This is a genomic window from Providencia sp. PROV175, assembly GCF_032707045.1.
In the GTDB taxonomy this organism is placed as follows: domain Bacteria; phylum Pseudomonadota; class Gammaproteobacteria; order Enterobacterales; family Enterobacteriaceae; genus Providencia; species Providencia hangzhouensis.
The window spans coordinates 2,114,935-2,130,165 of record NZ_CP120533.1 but is presented as its reverse complement, the minus strand read 5'-3'; the positions used below and the strand labels follow the sequence as shown (position 1 = coordinate 2,130,165).

Sequence of the window (15,231 nt, the reverse complement as noted above, 5' to 3'; positions counted from 1 at the left end):
CCCTAAAACAATCTTAAAACAAAAAAATCCAATTTACTGATAATTAATAACTTTTGTTAAAAACAATAATAATCAATCTCATTATCTTTCCCTGTTTTTTCCCTTAATTACTAATATATAAATAGAGAAATTTAACTATTGTTTTTCATTATTCCAATTAAGGTATTGAGATTTTTTCTCATTATCCAGTTACAATAATGGCGTATGAATTTAACAGTAGAGATCAAATATGAGCCATAATCTTGCTTTATTGCCTAAAGATGAAATGGATAAGGTCAATGTCGACCTTTTAGCTTCCGGTGTTGCATTTAAAGAACGCTATAACATTGCCATCATTGCTGAAGCTGTTGAGCGAGAACAACCCGAGCACTTAAGGGAGTATTTCAGGGAGCGATTAGTCTACTACCGACAACTGTCGCAAAACTTTGCACGTATGCCTTATGAACCACGAAATCGCTAGTCTCACGAAGACACAAAAGAAATGATACAAAAAAGGGATAACCTTAATGGTTACCCCTTGATTCTGAAGATTAAAAAATTTATTTCGCCGTATTATATGTCACTGTATTATTTTGGCAGTCTACCGCGACTGAATAATGTAAATCAGATTTTGCACCACGAACAACTAACGGTACCCTGTAGCCTGTTTCGGTTTTAGTGACTTCACTATCATTGACCCATGCAACCGCTTTCTTGCCTAAAGCCGCTTTTTCATCTGTCCAGCGAGGTAAACGATTATTCATAAAATCGCTTTTCACTTGTGCTGCAATTTGTGGCTCAGTTAACGTGCCACAACTGACGAAAGGTGCAGCTTTACCTTCTTCACTATTTGCGCTTAACGCAAAAGAGCTAAAAACCAGCGCACAAGCACCTAAAACCACAGCAATTTTTTGATTCGCTTCCATACCATCCTCCGATACCTATTAATAGGTAAAGACTTTTGATTAGTTTAGCGGCTTATTTCAGCCTATCAGATACCCGTTATCTTCTGGTTATTATCTAGTCTTCATTGATAAATAGAATGACTTAACTAATATTAATCTATCAGATTTATGTATGAATGTTAATAGTATGTTTACAAATTATTAATTTTCATCATCAAAACAAACATGGATCTGCTCTTTACCTTGGTGCTTTTCTCTAATTTCTTGAGCGACTAATGCAATAGCCTCACCACTACTCATCCCTTCCGTCATCAATTGATGAATTTTTTCAACTGCTTCTTGCTGTTCTTGGTGATTAAGTGCTGGCATACCAGAAAACATGGTTTAAACCTCATGTATAAAAGACTAAAATCAATGATTAAGATTTTAACATCTCTTCGTCTATTAAGATAAGAATATATGTTAATCTGTATTGATTCACTTGCGGAAATTTAGACTCATCATTATGGTTATCAAAAAAAATGGTTATCAAAAAAATCCAATTACCTTATAGCCCAAACACAGCCATTAATTATTTTACTCCACTGGCACACCAGCCATGGGCGATGTTACTGCATTCAGGTAATGCAAAACACTCACATAATCGCTTTGATATTATCGTTGCTGACCCTATTGCTACACTAACGACTTATCAGCTTGAAACAACCATCTCAGAGCAAAATCAGGCCCCTATCGTTTCTGAATCAGATCCTTTTGAACTTCTTCAAGGGTTGCTTGATAAATACCAACCGAAATACCAGGAAGAGACCGAATGTCCCTTCAACGGCGGTGCCCTTGGCCTTTGGAGCTATGATTTAGGCCGGCGCATTGAAAAATTACCTGAAATTGCAACTACAGAACTCCAATTTCCAGACATGGCGGTTGGCATCTACTTGTGGGCACTTATCGTTGATCACCATAATAAAACAACTACATTAATTAGTTATGATGATGTTGATGCTCGGTTAGCTTGGCTACATAGTCAAAAAAAGGGCCGTAAAAACAAATTCCAATTAACCTCGGCATGGCAATCTAATATGTCTGAAGAGACATATCATCATAATATTGCGCGCATCCATGAATATTTACGTAATGGTGATTGTTATCAAATTAATTTAGCACAAAGATTTAAAGCTAGGTATAAAGGAGATGAATGGAATGCGTTTTTAGCGCTACTTGAGCGCAATGGAGCTCCCTTCTCTTCTTTTATACGTCTTCCCGAAAATGCGGTTATCAGTATTTCACCGGAACGTTTTATCTTTCTGCAAGATGGGGATATTCAAACCCGCCCAATAAAAGGAACTCTTCCGCGCTTAGACAATGAACAAGATGACCTTGCACAAGCTGAAAAACTGGCTAATTCAGTCAAAGACCGCGCAGAAAACTTGATGATTGTTGACTTGCTACGCAATGATATTGGTCGTGTTGCCAAACCGGGCACGGTCAGTGTTCCTGAATTATTTGCTGTTGAAGCTTTCCCGGCAGTACATCATCTGGTTAGTACCGTCACGGCAAAGTTAGATAGCCAATACCGTGCAACTGATTTATTACGAGCGTGTTTTCCTGGGGGTTCAATAACCGGCGCACCTAAAGTCCGTGCAATGGAGATTATTGAAGAATTAGAGCCCCATCGCCGTCATGGCTATTGTGGAGCAATCGGCTATATTAGTTTCAATGGTAATATGGACAGCAATATTACTATTCGTACTTTACTGACATATAAAAAGCAGGTTTATTGTTGGGCTGGCGGTGGTATCGTTGCAGATAGCCAAGCAGACAAAGAGTACCAAGAAACCTTTGATAAATTAAGCCTGATTTTACCTTTATTAGGAGCGCTCAATAACGATGACTGAACTGAATAACTTTATCAATCGTTTTCAGTTTACTTTGCCGGCTACCCGCCAGTCTGGACCTAAGGCGGGTAAATCGGCAGCCGTTCTTTTGCCCATTATCAATAAACCCAATCCGACATTACTTCTCACACAACGCTCTCCTTTTTTACGCTCCCATGCAGGTCAGGTCGCATTTCCAGGAGGGGCAAGTGACCCAGAGGATGGTACGCTTGTGAATACCGCACTGCGTGAAGCTTATGAAGAAGTGGCCATCCCCCCGGAAAAAGTCACGGTATTGGGCCAATTAAGCCCCTTACAAAGTTACGGTGGCTATGAAGTTACGCCAATCGTTGGCTTGGTGCCAAATAACATTCAATACCAAGCCAACCCGAGTGAAGTCGCTGCTATCTTTGAAGTTCCCTTATTTGATGCGCTTTCATTACAGCGTCATAAGTATGTCGATATTAAGCGTTCAGGGCGACATAATCGCATCTTTTTTTATTGGTATAATGGCCATTTAGTGTGGGGACTAACCGCCTCTATTATTCACCAACTTGCTTTGCAATTGGATTAACGCTTAACACAACTTTTCACCATACGATGCCAGTATCGCAGTAAAATCTATTTAAGATAACAAGATATGACGTCATATATGACAAAATATACCTCTACTGCCTGTTGCTTTTTTAGCCATATCACAGACATTTTGTGCTATTTACAATCAATTACCCTTCAGCAACTACCTTATTTCAAAAAATACTTTAAACTTACTGGTTAACACTACTAAATAACAGTAAAGTAGCGCCTTTTAAAATAATGCACTACATTTTCATATTTTTTTTAAGGAGTCCTGCGTGATAAGCGTTTTCGACATGTTTAAAGTGGGCATAGGCCCTTCAAGCTCTCATACCGTTGGTCCAATGAAAGCTGGGAAAGAATTTGTCGATGATTTAGTAAGCAAAAATTTATTACCTAACGTCACTCGTATTTCTGTGGATGTTTATGGGTCATTATCGCTTACTGGAAAAGGGCACCATACTGATATCGCCATTATTATGGGGCTAGCAGGTAATTTACCTGCCACTGTCGACATTGAATCCATCCCAACTTTTATCAAAAATGTAGAAGAAACAGAAAAGTTATCATTAGCGAATGGTCTTCAGGTCGTTGACTTCCCTAATGAAGGTGGCATGAATTTTCGTCAAGACAACCTGCCATTGCATGAAAATGGCATGACAATTCATGCTTTTGCAGATAATGAAGAAATTTACACCAAAACTTATTATTCCATTGGTGGTGGTTTCATTGTCGATGCAGAGCATTTTGGCGAATCTACTCTTGATAGCAAACCAGTTTCTTATCCGTTTAATTCCGCGGAAGAGCTATTACTCAATTGTAAAAAATCAGGCCTCTCTATTTCTAGCTTAATGATGAAAAATGAGTTAGATCTTCACACTAAAGAAGAGATTGAAGCCTATTTCGCTGATGTATGGCAGACGATGCAGGCCTGTATTGAACGTGGTTTAAACACCGAAGGTGTTTTACCAGGCCCATTGCGTGTTCCCCGTCGTGCGCCGGCACTTAATCGAATGGTCACTTCATCAAGCAAGTTATCTAATGACCCGATGAATGTGGTTGATCTGATCAATATGTATGCCTTAGCCGTGAATGAGGAAAATGCAGCTGGCGGCCGTGTCGTAACTGCCCCAACTAATGGTGCCTGCGGCATCGTACCTGCGGTATTAGCTTATTATAATCATTGCATTGAACCTGTAACGCCAGAGCTATATATGCGTTATTTCTTAGCTTCAGGCGCTATTGGTATATTATACAAAATGAATGCGTCCATTTCAGGTGCTGAAGTAGGCTGTCAAGGTGAAGTCGGTGTGGCATGTTCTATGGCCGCAGCGGGTCTGGCAGAATTATTTGGTGGCAGCCCTGAGCAAGTGTGTATTGCTGCAGAAATCGGTATGGAACACAATTTAGGTTTAACTTGTGATCCTGTCGCAGGCCAAGTTCAAGTTCCGTGTATTGAGCGTAATGCCATCGCATCCGTTAAAGCGGTTAATGCCACACGTATGGCACTGCGCAGAACAAGCGAACCTCGTGTTTCTCTCGATAAAGTCATTGAAACTATGTATGAAACTGGGAAAGACATGAATGCGAAATATCGTGAGACATCCCGAGGCGGGCTAGCCATTAAAGTACAATGTGATTAATTTTATTCTCAATTAATTTAAGCCTTAAGCACCCTTTCCTATACTGTTATGTCTTTGAACAGTATTTTGAGGGTGCTTTTTTAATCTGCATTAAAAAGTTTTCTTTATTTTTTAGTCACCTTTCTCTTCCTAAACGCTCCAATTCACCTAATCAATTACCCATAATTTTTTCATTGAATTAACTCAGTTTTCTTATACTCAACACATCACATCAAAACGAAATTCATACTATTTTGTGCTAAAGATTGTTTTGTGCTGAACAAGAGATAACTAATTTCCACTAAAAATTGATTACTTTTCACTCTAAAAATCAATATGGCACTATTTTATTTACTTTTTTTGTTACCGATAACACAAAAAGGAACCAGCAAAAACAAAATAATCAGATTATTAATTTTATTTAATTAAAACAAATAGCAGAAAAATGCAATTAGATATCAATTTTTAGGTGTATTCTTATTTTTCTGACGCGAAACAAGTTTTTAGGATAATGCAAGATGATATGCTAATAATGTAATTGATACTAACAGTGCCATAAATGAGTTTATGGCTATTATAAGACGTTTGTAATTATTCAGCTAAAATTATCATACAGGGGAAACTGATAAAAAGGAGTCTAACTTAAGTGTCCATTTTATCGACAGATAATGTTTTGTTTTATCTATCTATGAGGGAAAAATAGTGAGTATAGCTATTATGATTGGTACACACGGAGTCGCTGCAGAGCAGCTTCTTCGAACAACCGAAATGTTAATAGGCGAACAAGATAATGTGTCGTTTATTGATTTTATCCCTGGGGAAAACGCAGATACCCTATTTGATAAGTACACCCAAAAGCTAACTGATTTAGATACATCAAAGGGTGTCTTATTCCTTGTTGATACATGGGGAGGCAGTCCATTTAACGCAGCTAGTCGCATTGTTAATGAACATGATAATTATGACATTATCACGGGTGTAAATGTTCCAATGTTAGTTGAAACATTCATGTGCCGTGACGATAACCCATCAATGAATGAACTTATCACTGTCGCCCTAGAAACGGGTCGTGGTGGTGTTCGTTCATTTAAATTCAAAGAAGTTGAAGCTGAAGCTGAACCTGCTCCTGTAGTCTCGAGTACTCCTGCCCCTGCACTAGTGAAAGCCGGCCCCGGTGAACATATGGTAATCGCACTTGCTCGTATTGATGACAGATTAATTCACGGGCAAGTCGCAACACGCTGGACGAAAGAAACCCAAGTTAAGCGCATTATTGTGGTCAGTGATGACGTAGCAAAAGACCAAGTTCGCTCTACATTGTTAAAACAAGTCGCACCACCAGGTGTCACTGCACATGTTGTCGATGTTGCTAAATGTATTCGCGTTTACAATAACCCGAAATACGCTGGTGAGCGCGTTATGTTGCTTTTCACTAATCCAACTGATGTTAAACGTATCGTCGAAGAAGGTGTTGACGTCAAGTCCGTTAATATTGGTGGAATGGCATACCATGATGGCAAAACAATGGTCACAAATGCCGTTTCTATCAACCAAGAAGACATTGATGCATTTAATTATTTGAACGACAAAAAGATTGAACTTGAAGTTAGGAAAGTCTCATCAGATAGCAAAGTTTATATGATGGACTTGATTAATAAGCTCAAAAAATAATTTTTATAGCCATTTTTTATATTAATTTTAATCCATTACTCAAAACAGATTTTAAAACTTTTGGTTACAGGAGATTAAACAATGGAACTTACCGTTGTTCAAATAGTAATGGTCTTCATCGTCGCGTGTATCGCGGGGATGGGATCAATCCTTGATGAATTCCAATTTCACCGTCCTCTCATTGCCTGTACGCTTATAGGTATTGTTTTGGGAGATATGAAAACGGGTATCATCATCGGCGGTACATTAGAAATGATCGCACTTGGGTGGATGAATATCGGTGCTGCCGTTGCACCTGATGCCGCTTTAGCTTCTATCATTTCAACGATTCTCGTTATTGCTGGTGGTCAAAGCATTGGTGCAGGTATTGCCATCGCCATCCCACTCGCAGCAGCGGGACAAGTATTAACCATTATTGTTCGTACTGTAACGGTTGCATTCCAACATGCTGCTGATAAAGCCGCCCTCAATGGTAATCTAACTGCAATTGGCTTTATCCATATCTCAGCTTTATTACTGCAAGCCATGCGTATCGCAATACCTGCGTTAATTGTCGCCATTTCTGTTGGTACATCAGAAGTACAACAAATGTTGGATTCTATCCCGCAAGTTGTTACTGACGGCCTGAATATTGCTGGTGGTATGATTGTTGTTGTCGGTTATGCGATGGTTATCAATATGATGCGTGCAGGCTACTTAATGCCGTTCTTCTACTTAGGCTTTGTTACCGCGGCATTTACTGACTTCAACCTGGTTGCTCTTGGGGTTATCGGTACTGTTATGGCTATTTTATATATCCAACTCAGTCCAAAATACAATAAATCGCAAACTGTTGTTACCCAAGGAAATAGTAGCAATAACAACCTTGATAATGAGCTAGACTAGGAGGAACGTATAATGGTAGATATCACTAAGCCAACGGCTAAAAAGCTTACACAAAGCGATATTCGCGGCGTATTCTTACGGTCTAACCTATTGCAAGGTTCTTGGAACTTTGAACGTATGCAAGCCCTAGGCTTCTGCTATTCAATGGTTCCCGTTATTCGTCGTCTTTATCCTGAAAATAATGATGATAGAAAACAAGCCATTAAGCGCCATCTTGAATTCTTTAATACACATCCGTATGTTGCAGCGCCTGTTCTGGGTGTCACAATGGCAATGGAAGAGCAACGTGCCAATGGTGCAGACATTGATGACGGTGCAATAAATGGTATCAAAGTCGGTCTAATGGGGCCATTAGCCGGTGTTGGTGACCCAATTTTCTGGGGAACTGTTCGCCCAGTATTTGCGGCTCTCGGTGCAGGTATCGCAATGACGGGTAGCTTACTTGGCCCTCTTCTGTTTTTTGTTTTGTTTAATCTTGTCCGTTTGTTAACCCTTTATTATGGTGTTTCATATGGCTACAAAAAAGGAATTGATATTGTTCAAGACATTGGTGGCGGTTTCCTACAAAAACTAACTGAAGGAGCATCAATTCTCGGTTTATTTGTTATGGGGGCCTTGGTCAATAAATGGACACATGTCAATATTCCACTTGAAGTGTCGCGGATCAAAAACCCAACAACAGGTGCTGAAGATATTACCACCGTCCAAATGATCCTTGATCAACTCATGCCAGGTTTAGTACCTCTATTGCTAACCTTCGCCTGTATGTGGCTGTTACGTCGTAAAGTTAACGCATTGTGGATTATTATCGGCTTCTTTGGTTTGGGTATCCTTGGTGCTTGGTTAAACTTCTTAGCACCATAATTTTCCACCATTATTTGAATTGGGAGGTTGCAGCCTCCCTTTTTTAATTTTAAGCTCTGCATTATGTTCACTTATCCAAGGGTTCACAAATGACCTTCAATGATGCCATTCTTGCTATAATCATTTTGATCATGCTTGTTTATGCGATTTATGATGAATTCATTCAGCATTTACTAAAGGGTAAAACATTATTAAAAATTAATCTAAAACGAAAACATCGGGCCGATGCTATTATTTTTATTGTTCTAATTTGTATCGTTATTTATACAAATATTGTACGCCATGGTAATTTATTAACCACTTACTTATTATTGATTACTATTTTTATGTCAATCTATTTGGCGTTTATAAGAACGCCTAAGCTATTCTTTAAACAGAATGGTTTTTATTTTGCCAATGCATTTATATTATATGACAGAATAAAAACAATGAACTTATCCGAAGACGGTGTGTTAATAATAGGTTTGGAAAAAAAGAAAATTAACATCCAAGTTTCACACCTTGATGATTTACAAAGAATTTATGAATTCCTTATTAATCATAAGTAAATAAGTTTTATATTATCACTAAAAACAAGGTTAATTATAAATTTAATTAACCTTGTTTTTGTTAATATCCTTATTGATAATAATTCTCAATAACATTTAATATCCACAATTAATTAAGTGTTGCCTTTAATATAAAATATGGTATCTTTCTTTCCACGTCATTGGGGAGTAGCCTGTTCTGGTTTCATATATAAGACCAGAAAGTCCGTATCAACATACTCGTTTGGTTTCAAACGTGGTGCGGACACCAAAATTCGGTTGGCAAGACCATAGACACATAAATAAGCCTTTTGGTTGGGGGTAATTTATGTGTATATGGAATCACCCAACCGAGGTTCTATTATGAGTTTCTATGCTACCCTTATCTTAGCCCTTGCCCTATCAATGGACGCCTTCGCTGTTGCTATTTGTAAAGGCGCCGTACTTCATAAACCCCGCTTTAGAGAAATTCTCCGTACTGGTTTTATTTTTGGTTTTATTGAAGCCATTACACCGATTATTGGTTGGGGTATCGGGATCCTAGCTAGCCAATATGTTATCCGTTGGGATCATTGGATTGCATTTGGTTTATTGTTTGTTTTAGGTGCTAGAATGATCTGGCAGAGTATTAAAACAAAAGATGAAGAATGCTGTTCTAAACCTTCTAGTCATAGCTCAACAAGCCTTATCTTTTCTGCGATAGCCACCAGCCTTGATGCAATGGCTATCGGTCTAGGTTTAGCTTTCTTGCAAGTGGATATCGTTCATACTGCAATGACTATCGGCTTAATGACAATGATTATGGCAACTATTGGTATGATGATTGGCCGCTATGTTGGCCCATTACTCGGAAAAAAAGCAGAAATTATCGGTGGGTTGGTTCTAATAGGTATTGGTTTTAATATTTTATTTGAGCACCTCGAATTATTTATGTATGCCCATTAGTTTTTGTGCCCCCTTATATGGGGGCAATAACCTTACTCTGCATCAGATTGATAAACGCGAATTAAAAAATCAGCCGTATATTCTTTCACTTCAGTTTGTTGCAGATTCTCTTTGACCTGTTCTGATGCACGCCAAGCAAATGGGGTCATCATCAACAATTCATAAGCTTCTTGCCCTGTCAGTGCCATTTTATAATTTAATTGGCAACTATCTATTAGCGAAAAATTTGGTAAATCTTCATCTTTAGTTGGATGTAACTTAACCTCATCGTAAATTAACGCTTTTAATTCTTGCAGATGCTCTGCCGCAGGCGTAACAGTAATTAACATACCTTTAGAAACTAATACACGGCTTAATTCTTGTGCTTTGCAGGGTGCGTAAATTCGGACAACTCCACCTAAGCTGTTATTTGAGAATGGCAAGCGATGGCTTGTACCGACGCAAAAACAAACGGATTTATACCGTTTCGCCGCATAGCGAACCGCCACCTTCGAAACATCTAAGCCCAGAACCGTATATTTTTCAAAATGTTTTGCAAGTTCCCGAGAGAAATAGTCTGTGTAATACCCTTCCCCACAACCAATGTCTAACAAACTAGTATTAGATGATGGAATAAACTGAATAATTTTTTCTGCCACCTTTTCACGCATCGGGTGGTAATGTCCTGCATCAAGAAATTGTCTACGTGCTTGCATCATTTCAGCATTATCACCGGGGTCTTTAGACCGTTTATGTTGTACGGGCAACAAATTAACGTAACCCTCTTTCGCACAATCGAACTGGTGATTTTCTGCGCAGCGATAGCTGTTATGCATAAAGTTAAGTGGTGTAAAGCAGAGGGGGCATTGATAATTCATAAAAGTCACTGATTTAAAAATAAGGGTGAGTATACCATATTCAAATTAGTTTTCTTTCTGTTATATATATTGCTTTTTAACTGTACTTTTTGTTCTATGAAAGAAATAAAAAAACATTAGCAGGTGTATCATGATGAAAATTAGGTTAGCAACTCCCGATGAAGCTGAATATCTTTGGTTTATACGCAACCAAGCCATTCGCCATGGTTGTACAACGAGTTTTGATGCAAAAACGATCAGTGCCTGGACACCTGATGAAATGCCAGTAAGTTATATACGTATTGTGAGGAATAACCCATTCTTTGTCGCGGTAAATAAAAATGATGAACCCGTTGCAACTGGCTATCTTAATCTAGAGGCTAACAGTGTTGATGCCATATTTACTTTACCACAGTACACTGGCTGCGGAGCTGCGGGCTTAATATTAGATGCTATTAAAGCTGAAGCCAAAAAGCGAAATATTAAAAAATTGGTATTAGATTCATCACCGAATGCGGAACGCTTTTATCAGAAACATGGATTTACTTCGATTAAGCATGCTAGCTACTACTCTTCTCTTGCTCAAGTTGAGTTAAATTGTGTTCAAATGGAAATTGAATTATAACTTTCAATATAACTTGAATTAAAAGCCACTAACCTTTTGTGGCTTTATTATACCTAATATTGACTGTCTTTAAGAACGCAATGTTAAATAACTGAATAACTATTAAAAATCAGCAAATTCAGGGATAGGCTTACGCCCATGGGACTCTAAAAAATCCAATACACGGCGTGGAGTAACATTTAAAATTTGTGATTGCGGAAAATCAATTGATTCCAACATTTCAACTACGCGGTCAAAACGGCCGAGATACCCAGCAAAATGCGAGTCCGAACCTAATGCTACCCACCCGCCAGTTTCTTTAACGGCCTTTGCTATTTCTAAACAATTCTTTTGACTACCCGCTCTTGAATGCAAGAATGAGGAGTTATTCATTTCCAAAGCCACATTACAATCTTTCGCAGCTTGTGCTACCGCTTTAATATCAATGGGATATTTGGGATTTCCCGGATGGGTAATTATTTGCACTTTACCGCTACGGATCGTGGCAATCATAGCTTCTGTATTATCAGCTAAACTTTGGGGTTCAAGAACCGGTTCATGGAAACCAGCTAAAATAATATCCAAATGACGAGCAATCTTTTCATTGCAGTCTGTCTCACCCAACTTGTTTTTTATATTCGCTTCAATACCGTACAATAAACCAACGCCATCAACAATTCTCGGTAAGATAGGCATATTACCAAAGTGCCATTCATGTGGAGCATCTTGCATTTCAGGGCCGTGGTCGGTAATCGCAAAGAGTTTCACACCTCGACTTGCGGCTTCAGCAAAATATTCATTAACAGTGCTATATGCATGGGTGCTGGCAATGGTATGCGCATGTAAATCAACTTGATACATAAATGATATCCTTCTAATTCTTTTATTTTCCTTCTGAGTCAATCCGCTCAAAAAAGACTCTACCAACCTAACATATCAGCTTATAAGTTTCGATAGTCATTCCCCTAAACCGCATTTTATCGACATATTGGATAAAATCCGAAGAGACATTTAGGATAAAAAAACCCGCGATTATTGCGGGTTAAAATATACGGAATTAAAAATTAACCTAATCAACTAAGATACGTTTATTGGTTGCACCCCACAAAATTGACATTTCGGTAAATAATGCACCGCTGATGTCTTCAACCTCTTCGGCCGTAATTTCAGCATGACCTTGTTTGCCAAAAAATACAACTTCATCTCCCGGGCTAACGTATTTTAAATCAGTAACATCAACCATGACCGTATTCATTGATGTTTTTCCTAAAACAGGAACTGTCTGGCCATTAATTAATGCATGTCCCGCATTGCTAAATACACGGCGATAGCCATCTGCATAACCTACAGGGATATTGGCTAATACAGAATCACGCTTCAAGGTATAGGTTCTATCATAACCCACTGTATTACCTTTCGGATAATGATTGACAGAGGCAATGTTCGATTTCAGCGTCATCACGCGTTTATAGTCATTTGTCGCAATGGTATCACCGTAGAAAATACCACCTACACGTACCATATCCAACCATGATTCTGGTACGGTAATGGTTGCATAAGTATTCGCGACATGTAATGTAATGTCTTCACGTTTTAACCCTGTCACATTCAAGACTTGTTGAGACTCTTTCTTGAATTTCGCAAGGTCTTTACGGATCTGAGCTTCATCCTCTTCTGGATAATGAGACATAATGCCCACGATTTTTAATTGCGATAACTCCGCGATCTGTTTTGCTTCATCTAAGCCAGATGCACTACTGACGTCTAGCCCATTACGGGACATCCCTGCCGAGTTTAGCGCAAGATGGATAGGGATCACTTTATTTTGTTTTTTCGCAATCGCATTCAAGCGCTGCGCCATTGCTAAATTACCAATTAACTCTTCTGTCTCATATTGTGTAGCCTGAGCCATTTCTTGTTCTGTCGCACTTCTCACTCGCATTAAGCGGCCTTTAAAACCTAAGTCTCTCACGGTTTTAAGCTCTTGGTTATTTGTTACCCCAATACATTGCACATTATTTTCAATCATTATTGGCGTAACTAAAGAAAGGTCATGTCCATAGGCATCCCCTTTCAAAACAGCGCACAGAGAAGACTTATCCCCCAGCAAGTTTTGTACTTTTTTGATATTAAAATCTAATGCACCACGTGATATTTCAATCCATGCGTTATTAACCATCGCAGGTTGGTTTTGTGTCGCATAAGTTTCTACTGGTGTTTTGATATTATTTGGTTGCTGACAAGCTGTCGCAGCAACTAATAAAGGGAGTAATGCCAGATATTTCAAACGTAAAGCCACTTATTATTCCTTATATCTAGTGATTTCTACCAAGATATTATTTTTAGGGTTCTGGGTTGATATAGACAAAATTTGTATAGGTTTTAAATAATACCAACCTTAGCATTTCAGACAAGTAATAATTCACGATTTATGCATAAAAAATCACTTATACATAAACATAACTCTTTCATCACATTGATTTTGATTTTGATTTTGATTTTGATTTTCTAAAAATAAAACATTTGGTTGAAATCACCATAAATTAAATTATTTTTATTATTTAATAAGTTAGCTGTATTGTTTCACTAATATTTAATTTTGTTACATTTTTTATTTGGCGAATTAAAATGCCTAAATGATAATAACTATCAATTAGGAACTATTGCTAAATATCACTTAATCCATAAGGCTATGTTATGAAGTACAAATTACTCGCACTCATTATTCCAACACTACTTACTGCTAATGTTGCTAACTCCGCTGAAATGTACAATAAAGATGGTAATAAGCTTGATGTGTATGGGCAAATCGATGTTCGCCATCATATTGCCAAAAGCCGTAGTGGCGAAGATGGTGATGACTCACGTGTCAGACTGGGGCTAAAAGGTGACACACAAATCACCGACCAACTCATTGGTTTTGGACGTTTTGAATGGGAAACTAAAACTAACCAATCAGAATCAACTGAAGAAAATAGTAATCGTTTAGCTTATGCAGGCTTAAAATTTGCAGATTACGGCTCCCTTGATTATGGCCGCAATTATGGTGTTATTTATGATACCAATGCTTGGACAGACGTATTACCTCTCTGGGGAGCGGATGCGATGGATCAAGAAGATAACTACATGCTAAGCCGTAACCGTAATTTACTCACTTATCGCAATAATAATGCCTTTGGTTACATTGATGGTTTAAGCTTTGCATTACAATATCAGGGGAAAAATGGCGAACAAAACCTGTCATCCGGTGATGAATTAACCGATAACGGCGATGGTTTTGGTTTATCTACAGCTTATGAATTAGGTTATGGTATTTCCCTCGGTGGTGGTTACTCCTCATCTTCCCGTACACCAAAGCAAAAAGATGCCACAACTAGCAGTGCGACTGGTAAACGCGCTGAAGCTTGGAACGTAGGGGGAAAATTTGAATACGAAGATCTCTATTTCGCAGTCATGTATGGCCAAACGCTTAATATGAGCCGTTTTGGTAATGATAATATGGAGTCAGTAGCAAATAAAACTCAGAACTTGGAAGTGGTTGCCCTATATTCTTTTGACTTCGGTTTAACCCCATCAATTGGCTATAACTATTCCAAAGGTAAAAACTTAGGCAGCTTTGGAGATAAAGAATTAGTAAATTATATCGCCATCGGCTCAGCTTATGACTTTAATAAAAACCTAAGTGCTGTCATCGACTATAAAATCAACTTGTTAAACGATAATGATTTTACTGACCACTACAAAGTGAATACCGATAACGTACTTGGTTTAGGGTTAGTGTATCAGTTCTAATTTTAGAATTGAGTGAAAAGCAAAAGCGTCTGTAAATTACAGGCGCTTTTTTACGGGTAAGCTTTGACAATAAAAATATCTCTCATCATCTTCATGACCTATTCCCTAGGAACGGGAAGCTCTGTTGCTTTACCCTCGATAAAGCAGTTGTAAG

The 15,231-nt window shown here is 38.3% G+C and carries 16 protein-coding genes and 1 riboswitch; of the genes, 11 read left to right on the top strand and 5 right to left on the bottom strand.

The window, feature by feature from the left end; genetic code table 11:
- Nucleotides 1-229 precede the first annotated feature (229 nt).
- Nucleotides 230-460, top strand: coding sequence for a DNA polymerase III subunit theta (locus P3L44_RS09350; protein WP_004253885.1), 231 nt, complete (start codon nt 230-232; stop codon nt 458-460).
- A gap of 79 nt (nt 461-539) precedes the next feature.
- Here P3L44_RS09350 and yebF read toward each other — a convergent pair whose 3' ends face one another.
- The gene (yebF, locus tag P3L44_RS09345) at nt 540-905 is read right to left on the bottom strand and encodes a protein YebF (protein WP_140172229.1); all 366 of its coding nucleotides are present in this window, start codon (nt 903-905) and stop codon (nt 540-542) included.
- Nucleotides 906-1,085: 180 nt separating this feature from the next.
- Nucleotides 1,086-1,265: a YoaH family protein gene (locus P3L44_RS09340; protein ID WP_272661918.1), complete on the bottom strand. Its 180-nt coding sequence runs from the start codon at nt 1,263-1,265 to the stop codon at nt 1,086-1,088.
- 140 nt (nt 1,266-1,405) lie between these two features.
- On the opposite strand from P3L44_RS09340, the gene pabB reads away from it, so the two are divergent.
- From pabB to mntP, 8 genes are all read left to right on the top strand, one after another.
- Complete coding sequence (gene pabB / locus P3L44_RS09335; RefSeq protein ID WP_200129211.1) at nt 1,406-2,776, top strand: aminodeoxychorismate synthase component 1; 1,371 nt, start codon at nt 1,406-1,408, stop codon at nt 2,774-2,776.
- The gene (locus tag P3L44_RS09330) at nt 2,769-3,329 is read left to right on the top strand and encodes a CoA pyrophosphatase (RefSeq protein ID WP_140172232.1); all 561 of its coding nucleotides are present in this window, start codon (nt 2,769-2,771) and stop codon (nt 3,327-3,329) included. The genes pabB and P3L44_RS09330 overlap by 8 nt, the downstream gene beginning before the upstream one ends.
- A gap of 280 nt (nt 3,330-3,609) precedes the next feature.
- Nucleotides 3,610-4,974, top strand: a complete 1,365-nt coding sequence (locus P3L44_RS09325) for an L-serine ammonia-lyase (RefSeq protein ID WP_140172233.1) — start codon at nt 3,610-3,612, stop codon at nt 4,972-4,974.
- A gap of 681 nt (nt 4,975-5,655) precedes the next feature.
- Nucleotides 5,656-6,624: a PTS mannose transporter subunit IIAB gene (gene manX / locus P3L44_RS09320; RefSeq protein WP_206077558.1), complete on the top strand. Its 969-nt coding sequence runs from the start codon at nt 5,656-5,658 to the stop codon at nt 6,622-6,624.
- A gap of 81 nt (nt 6,625-6,705) precedes the next feature.
- Nucleotides 6,706-7,509 carry a PTS mannose/fructose/sorbose transporter subunit IIC gene (locus tag P3L44_RS09315; RefSeq protein ID WP_004253851.1) on the top strand — a complete coding sequence of 268 codons (804 nt, stop codon included), beginning with the start codon at nt 6,706-6,708 and terminating at the stop codon, nt 7,507-7,509.
- Nucleotides 7,510-7,521: 12 nt separating this feature from the next.
- Entirely contained in the window at nt 7,522-8,373 is an 852-nt protein-coding gene (locus P3L44_RS09310; RefSeq protein WP_004253848.1) for a PTS mannose transporter subunit IID, read from the top strand.
- A gap of 89 nt (nt 8,374-8,462) precedes the next feature.
- On the top strand, nt 8,463-8,921 hold the full coding sequence (locus P3L44_RS09305) for a DUF986 family protein (RefSeq protein ID WP_004253844.1): 459 nt from the start codon (nt 8,463-8,465) through the stop codon (nt 8,919-8,921).
- A gap of 151 nt (nt 8,922-9,072) precedes the next feature.
- A riboswitch (yybP-ykoY riboswitch) is annotated at nt 9,073-9,216 on the top strand.
- Between the two features lie 47 nt (nt 9,217-9,263).
- The gene (gene mntP, locus P3L44_RS09300) at nt 9,264-9,845 is read left to right on the top strand and encodes a manganese efflux pump MntP (protein ID WP_004911288.1); all 582 of its coding nucleotides are present in this window, start codon (nt 9,264-9,266) and stop codon (nt 9,843-9,845) included.
- Nucleotides 9,846-9,877: 32 nt separating this feature from the next.
- Here the strand turns inward: mntP and rlmA are convergent, their stop codons facing one another.
- Nucleotides 9,878-10,702 carry a 23S rRNA (guanine(745)-N(1))-methyltransferase gene (gene rlmA, locus P3L44_RS09295; RefSeq protein WP_272661917.1) on the bottom strand — a complete coding sequence of 275 codons (825 nt, stop codon included), beginning with the start codon at nt 10,700-10,702 and terminating at the stop codon, nt 9,878-9,880.
- A 133-nt stretch (nt 10,703-10,835) separates the two neighbouring features.
- Here rlmA and P3L44_RS09290 point away from each other — a divergent pair, with 133 nt between their 5' ends.
- The gene (locus tag P3L44_RS09290) at nt 10,836-11,306 is read left to right on the top strand and encodes a GNAT family N-acetyltransferase (RefSeq protein WP_167732496.1); all 471 of its coding nucleotides are present in this window, start codon (nt 10,836-10,838) and stop codon (nt 11,304-11,306) included.
- Between the two features lie 102 nt (nt 11,307-11,408).
- Here P3L44_RS09290 and P3L44_RS09285 read toward each other — a convergent pair whose 3' ends face one another.
- The gene (locus P3L44_RS09285; protein ID WP_004253839.1) at nt 11,409-12,146 is read right to left on the bottom strand and encodes a phosphatase; all 738 of its coding nucleotides are present in this window, start codon (nt 12,144-12,146) and stop codon (nt 11,409-11,411) included.
- A gap of 208 nt (nt 12,147-12,354) precedes the next feature.
- The gene (gene alr / locus P3L44_RS09280) at nt 12,355-13,584 is read right to left on the bottom strand and encodes an alanine racemase (RefSeq protein WP_272661916.1); all 1,230 of its coding nucleotides are present in this window, start codon (nt 13,582-13,584) and stop codon (nt 12,355-12,357) included.
- Nucleotides 13,585-13,982: 398 nt separating this feature from the next.
- Between alr and P3L44_RS09275 the strand changes: the two genes are divergently transcribed.
- A complete protein-coding gene (locus P3L44_RS09275; RefSeq protein ID WP_272661915.1) occupies nt 13,983-15,077 on the top strand; it encodes a porin in 1,095 nt (364 codons plus the stop codon).
- Nucleotides 15,078-15,231 lie beyond the last annotated feature (154 nt).

Bases quoted from the DNA above. Each gene is read 5' to 3' on its own strand.
- yebF (WP_140172229.1), bottom strand. From the start codon at position 905: ATGGAAGCGAATCAAAAAATTGCTGTGGTTTTAGGTGCTTGTGCGCTG.
- P3L44_RS09275 (WP_272661915.1), top strand. From the start codon at position 13,983: ATGAAGTACAAATTACTCGCACTCATTATTCCAACACTACTTACTGCT.
- P3L44_RS09315 (WP_004253851.1), top strand. From the start codon at position 6,706: ATGGAACTTACCGTTGTTCAAATAGTAATGGTCTTCATCGTCGCGTGT.
- P3L44_RS09285 (WP_004253839.1), bottom strand. From the start codon at position 12,146: ATGTATCAAGTTGATTTACATGCGCATACCATTGCCAGCACCCATGCA.
- P3L44_RS09330 (WP_140172232.1), top strand. From the start codon at position 2,769: ATGACTGAACTGAATAACTTTATCAATCGTTTTCAGTTTACTTTGCCG.
- P3L44_RS09305 (WP_004253844.1), top strand. From the start codon at position 8,463: ATGACCTTCAATGATGCCATTCTTGCTATAATCATTTTGATCATGCTT.
- P3L44_RS09340 (WP_272661918.1), bottom strand. From the start codon at position 1,265: ATGTTTTCTGGTATGCCAGCACTTAATCACCAAGAACAGCAAGAAGCA.
- rlmA (WP_272661917.1), bottom strand. From the start codon at position 10,702: ATGAATTATCAATGCCCCCTCTGCTTTACACCACTTAACTTTATGCAT.
- mntP (WP_004911288.1), top strand. From the start codon at position 9,264: ATGAGTTTCTATGCTACCCTTATCTTAGCCCTTGCCCTATCAATGGAC.
- pabB (WP_200129211.1), top strand. From the start codon at position 1,406: ATGGTTATCAAAAAAATCCAATTACCTTATAGCCCAAACACAGCCATT.
- P3L44_RS09290 (WP_167732496.1), top strand. From the start codon at position 10,836: ATGAAAATTAGGTTAGCAACTCCCGATGAAGCTGAATATCTTTGGTTT.
- P3L44_RS09350 (WP_004253885.1), top strand. From the start codon at position 230: ATGAGCCATAATCTTGCTTTATTGCCTAAAGATGAAATGGATAAGGTC.
- P3L44_RS09310 (WP_004253848.1), top strand. From the start codon at position 7,522: ATGGTAGATATCACTAAGCCAACGGCTAAAAAGCTTACACAAAGCGAT.